The sequence below is a fragment of the Syntrophorhabdaceae bacterium genome, assembly GCA_028713955.1.
Classification (GTDB): domain Bacteria; phylum Desulfobacterota; class Syntrophorhabdia; order Syntrophorhabdales; family Syntrophorhabdaceae; genus UBA5609.
The window spans coordinates 1-5,218 of the sequence record JAQTNJ010000223.1; the positions used below are offsets into that span (position 1 = coordinate 1).

Annotated in this window: 5 protein-coding genes; 4 read left to right on the forward strand and 1 reads right to left on the reverse strand. The window is 51.5% G+C overall.

Going from position 1 to position 5,218, the window contains the following annotated elements:
- Nucleotides 1–100 precede the first annotated feature (100 nt).
- On the forward strand, nt 101–697 hold the full coding sequence (gene recR, locus PHU49_14270; GenBank protein MDD5245170.1) for a recombination mediator RecR: 597 nt from the start codon (nt 101–103) through the stop codon (nt 695–697).
- Between the two features lie 83 nt (nt 698–780).
- On the opposite strand, the gene fsa is transcribed toward recR, so the two are convergent.
- Nucleotides 781–1,425, reverse strand: a complete 645-nt coding sequence (gene fsa, locus PHU49_14275) for a fructose-6-phosphate aldolase (GenBank protein MDD5245171.1) — start codon at nt 1,423–1,425, stop codon at nt 781–783.
- A gap of 182 nt (nt 1,426–1,607) precedes the next feature.
- On the opposite strand from fsa, the gene nadC reads away from it, so the two are divergent.
- Genes nadC through nadB form a run of 3 tightly spaced genes read left to right on the forward strand, consistent with a single transcriptional unit; the run spans nt 1,608 to nt 5,048 of the window.
- Entirely contained in the window at nt 1,608–2,417 is an 810-nt protein-coding gene (gene nadC / locus PHU49_14280; GenBank protein ID MDD5245172.1) for a carboxylating nicotinate-nucleotide diphosphorylase, read from the forward strand.
- The gene (nadA, locus tag PHU49_14285) at nt 2,414–3,475 is read left to right on the forward strand and encodes a quinolinate synthase NadA (GenBank protein MDD5245173.1); all 1,062 of its coding nucleotides are present in this window, start codon (nt 2,414–2,416) and stop codon (nt 3,473–3,475) included. Before nadC ends, nadA begins: the two co-directional genes overlap by 4 nt.
- Nucleotide 3,476: 1 nt before the next feature.
- Nucleotides 3,477–5,048, forward strand: coding sequence for an L-aspartate oxidase (gene nadB, locus PHU49_14290; protein ID MDD5245174.1), 1,572 nt, complete (start codon nt 3,477–3,479; stop codon nt 5,046–5,048).
- Nucleotides 5,049–5,218: the final 170 nt, after the last annotated feature.

Here is a 5,218-nt window from a genome sequence, read left to right on the forward strand (position 1 = left end):
TGGCGGCAATCAATGAGGGTCTCAATAAATCACGGGAGATGCTGCAGGAAGAGATGGCAAAGGTAACCGGCGGCATGCAGATGCCTTTCGGGATGTAAGTGTGTTTTATCCTGCGCCGATAGAAAGGTTGATCGAAAACCTTACAAAACTCCCCGGCATCGGCAGGAAGACTGCCACACGGCTTGCCTTTTTCCTTTTAAATGCCAGGGACAGTTACATAACGGAGCTTTCGACGAGTCTTATCGATATCAAGGAGAAGATACGGCTCTGCAGTATCTGCTTCAATATTACCGATACTGACCCATGTGAGGTATGCAGGGACGCGAGGAGGAGCAGATCGACGGTCTGCGTGGTGGAGGAGTCTTCACACATGATGGTCATTGAATCGTCCTATCCGGGCTATTTCCGCTACCATATCCTTCATGGCGTCATAAACCCTATCGAGGGGATCGGCCCTGACGAGATCAGGATCAAGGAATTGAGAGAAAGGATAGAAAAAGAAGACATTAAAGAGGTCATTATAGCCACGAACCCCAATATTGAGGGGAATACAACGGCCCACTACATCGGCGAGATGCTCAAGCCTCTCGACGTGAAGATCACGAGGATCGCATCAGGCGTTCCCGTTGGCGGGGATATCGTCTATATCGATCTGCTGACGATCAAAAGCTCACTGGACAATCGTAAAAATCTATAGAAGACAAGAAGTTAAGAAGAGCAGAAGATCAGATGTTTTTTCTGCTCTTTTCACCTTCTCACCCTCTTACCTTCTCACCCTCTTTATTTCTTAATGGATTGCCAGTCTTTCAGGAACCGTTCGATGCCGATATCCGTCAAAGGGTGGTTCATCAACTGCTTCAGGACGTTGAAGGGTATCGTCGCGATGTCTGCGCCGAGGAGCGCCGCTTCGAGGACGTGAACCGGATTCCTGATGCTTGCAACGATGATCTCTGCCTCGAAGCCGTAATTGGAAAAGATCAGGCAGATCTCTTCGATGATCCCCATCCCTCTCTCCGATATGTCATCAAGCCTTCCGATAAAGGGGCTCACATAACTGGCGCCTGCCTTCGCGGCAATGAGCGCCTGGACGGGCTGGAAGATAAGGGTCACATTCGTCTTGATCCCTTCCCGTGAGAGTGTTCTTACTGCCTTGATCCCCTCTTCGGTCATGGGGATCTTGATGACGGCGTTGGGTCCCAGGGTGGCGAGTTTCCGCGCCTCCTCACACATGCCTTTCGCGTCTGTCGCGATGACCTCGAGGTTGACAGGGCCGTCAACCACAGAGAGTATCTCCTTTATGACGGCATCGGGGTCCTTTTTCTCTTTCGAGAGGAGTGACGGGTTTGTTGTCACGCCGTCGACGAGTCCCATTGCAATCCCCTTCCTGATCTCTTCAACGTTCGCCGTGTCTATAAAAAATTTCATCACTGCACCTCCGCTGCCTTCAATTTTAATAAAATGTTTGCAGATCAAGTTGTTAAATTGGAAGTTCTATTAGTTATGCCATATCTTTTACACGAATACAAAACTTTTTTTGAGGAAATAGCAGTCTTTGATTGACTCCGTTTCTGTGCGACCTTATAATTAATAACCCTATGGAAGGCAGCATGAAAGATTATCTGGCAGAGGACATCGGGAGCGGCGATATTACCACAAACGCCATAGTGCCTGAAGACCACGCCTCAAAAGCCGTCATTATAGCGAAAGAGGACGGTGTTATTGCAGGCCAGTCTCTTGCTGCCGGGATCTTTAAAGAACTTGATAATGAGTTGATATATGAGGAGATAAAGAAGGACGGGGAATACGTGAAGAAAGGCGATACGATCGCGATCGTCAAAGGGAAGACGCGCGCAGTCCTGACGGGCGAAAGAGTTGCCCTGAACATACTCCAGAGGCTTTCCGGGATAGCCACGCTGACAAGAAGGTTTGTCGATGCCGTTGAAGGCACAGGGGTTAAGATACTCGATACAAGAAAGACCTCCCCGGGGCACAGGGCAAAGGAGAAGTACGCCGTCAGGATGGGCGGAGGAGTGAACCACAGGGCCGATCTGAGTGAGATGGCCCTCATCAAGGAGAACCACATATCCGTCGCAGGTTCGATCAAGGAGGCCGTAAAAAGGATACGGGCAGTATCGAAGGTGCCTATAGAGGTGGAAGTAAAAAACATGGCGGAGCTGAAAGAGGCATTGGAGGAGCGCGTCGACCGGATAATGCTCGATAACTGGGATATGGGCTCCATCAAAGAGGCCGTTTCTTTCGTGAATAAAAGGATACCCATCGAGGTATCGGGGAACATGAACCTGGAGAAGATCAGGGACGTCGCAAGGACAGAGGTCGAATTCATCTCCGTGGGGGCCCTGACCCATTCCTTTAAGTCTCTTGACATAAGCCTGCTTCATGAAAAGGTATTGAAATGAATGCGGCAGAAAGACAATCGGAAAGGGCTGAGACCCTGAAAAGGATTGAGGCCGCGAAGGATGCCTTAGGCAAGAACCTTATCATACTGGCACATTTCTATCAGGAAGACGACATCGTAAAGTACGCGGATTTTGTCGGCGATTCCCTGCAGCTCGCACGGGCGGCGTCCATGCAGAAGGACGCGCGTTACATCGTCTTCTGCGCTGTCTCCTTTATGGCGGAGATGGCGAGGATCATCTGTTCGCCTGAACAGGAGGTCCTGCATCCTGAGCCGGATGCACGATGCCCGCTGGCGGATATGGCCGCGATAGAAAAGGTCGAGGCGGCATGGGAAGAGTTGAAGGCAGCGGGAAAGCGGATCATCCCCGTTGTCTATGTGAATTCGAACGCCGACCTGAAGGCCTTTTGCGGCAGGAACGGCGGCCTTGTCTGCACGTCGTCGAACGCGGAAAAGGTATTCAGCTACGTCTTTTCACAGGGCGCGTCCCTTTTCTTTTTTCCCGATGAAAACCTGGGACGGAACACCGCCCGCAGGCTCGGCATCAGGGACAGCGAGATCATTATCCGTGATCCCTCTGCGAGGTCTGATGAAACGGACAAGGGGCGCATAGAAGAGGCAAGGATATTCCTGTGGAAGGGGTATTGCTACGTCCATACGGATTTTTTGCCGTCGGACATCGTGAGGATAAAAGACCAGTATGAAGGGATCAGGATAGTCGTTCATCCGGAATGCACGCCTGAGGTTGTTTCACTCTCCGATTATGCGGGCTCTACCGCTTTTATAAAGGATATCGTAGAGAGGTCCGGACCGGGGACGAAATGGGCGATCGGCACGGAGTGGAATTTTGTAAAGAGGATAAAAAATGAAAACCCTGATAAGCTTGTTGTGCCTCTCAGGGAATCGGGGTGCAGCGAGATGTCGAAGGTGACCCCGCGGAGGCTCCTCGCGGTGCTTGAAGGACTGCTCGACAACCGTTATTTCGGAAGGGTCGAAGTGGAAGCCGGCATTGCGAAGGACGCAAAGATGGCGCTTAAGCGAATGCTGGAGGTTTCATGAGATGAACCGCGACAGCAGACATCATTGTGACGTTCTTGTTATCGGCTCGGGGATAGCCGGTCTCTCAGCCGCCATAACCGCCGCAGAATCGGGGCTTGACGTAATAGTCATTACGAAGGAGACAGCCCTCGAGGAATCGAATACATACTACGCACAGGGAGGGATCGTCGCCAGGGGTGCGGACGACTCGCCTGAATTTCTTATAAACGATATCATGGAGGCCGGGGACGGTATCTCGAACCGCAAGGCCGTCGATATACTCGCCAATGAAGGGCCGGCCCTGGTTGAGGAATTCCTGGTTAAAAAGGTCGGGGTGCCCTTTGCACGCACCGCAAATACGGAGTATGAATACGCCAGGGAGGCGAGCCATTCGAAGAGAAGGATCCTCCACTACATGGATACGACGGGAAAGGCAATAGAGGAGAGCCTTGTAAAGAAGGCGGAAGAAACAAAAAAGATCAGGATATTCACGAAATATACGGCGATAGACCTTATGACTATCCCGCACCATTCGACGAATCCGCTCTCACTCTACATGGAGCCGCAGTGTATCGGTGCATACGTTCTCAATAACGAAAGCGAGCACGTGGAGAGGATATTCTCGTCATATATAATCCTTGCTACGGGCGGGCTCGGGAGGATATACCTCCATACCACAAACCCTGCCGTAGCGACGGGTGAAGGCTTCGCGATGGCCCACAGGGCCGGAGCAAGGCTCATCAATATGGAATACATCCAGTTCCATCCCACAACCCTTTTCCACAAGGACGTAGACGGTTTCCTCATATCCGAGGCGTTAAGGGGGGAGGGGGCGAGACTTAAAACGAGGGACAATGCGCTGTTCATGGACCAGTATTCTCCTCTCGGCGAGCTGGCGCCGAGGGACGAGGTATCGAGGGCGATATACGAGGAGATGATCAAAAGGGGAGACCCTTACGTGTACTTAGATATCGCTTCCTATGCCAGCATCGATATAAAGAAGCGTTTCCCCAATATTTATGAAAAGTGCAAATCCCTGGATATCGATATATCAAAAAGCCCGATACCCGTAGTCCCGGCAGCCCATTACAGTTGCGGAGGGGTGCAGGTGGACATCGACGGCAGGACGTCTTTGAAGAACCTCTATGCCGCCGGTGAGGTCACTGCGACGGGGATCCATGGCGCAAACAGGCTTGCCTCCACGTCGCTGCTCGAAGGTCTTGTCTGGGGCATAAGGGCAGCTAAGCATATTGCCTCCGTCTTCGACAACAAGAAACAATATAAGGAATCCGAGATCCCGCCATGGCGTTTCCCCGAAAGGGAAGAGGAGGTCGACCCTGCACTGATCCGGCAGGATTGGGTGAGCATTAAATCGACCATGTGGAATTATGTGGGTATTATACGGACAGTAAAGAGGCTGGAGAGGGCGATGGAAGACTTAAGCTATCTGAAGAACAGGATCGACAATTTCTACAGGAGGACACACTTAGTCCCCATGGTGATAAGCCTGAGAAACGGCGTGCGGACGGCCCTGATCGTTGCCGATGCGGCATTCACGAACCGCACGAGCCGAGGCGCTCATTATATCAAATAGATTTACTTTCTTGTCTCTCTTATTCTAAACGCCTTCAGGATAATATAATAGGGAAAACCATTTCTCTCCCGCATCCGCAAGCGGATAGAACCTGTGAAATAACATCGATGTGGCCGGAACACTGTTTCCCTCGCTGCTCAGCTGCGCGCAGTTACCCTCTATCGATTCGG

What these genes read in the sequence shown, in the direction of transcription:
- fsa (MDD5245171.1), bottom strand. Translation starts at nt 1,425, where the DNA reads ATGAAATTTTTTATAGACACGGCGAACGTTGAAGAGATCAGGAAGGGG.
- nadC (MDD5245172.1), top strand. Translation starts at nt 1,608, where the DNA reads ATGAAAGATTATCTGGCAGAGGACATCGGGAGCGGCGATATTACCACA.
- nadA (MDD5245173.1), top strand. Translation starts at nt 2,414, where the DNA reads ATGAATGCGGCAGAAAGACAATCGGAAAGGGCTGAGACCCTGAAAAGG.
- nadB (MDD5245174.1), top strand. Translation starts at nt 3,477, where the DNA reads ATGAACCGCGACAGCAGACATCATTGTGACGTTCTTGTTATCGGCTCG.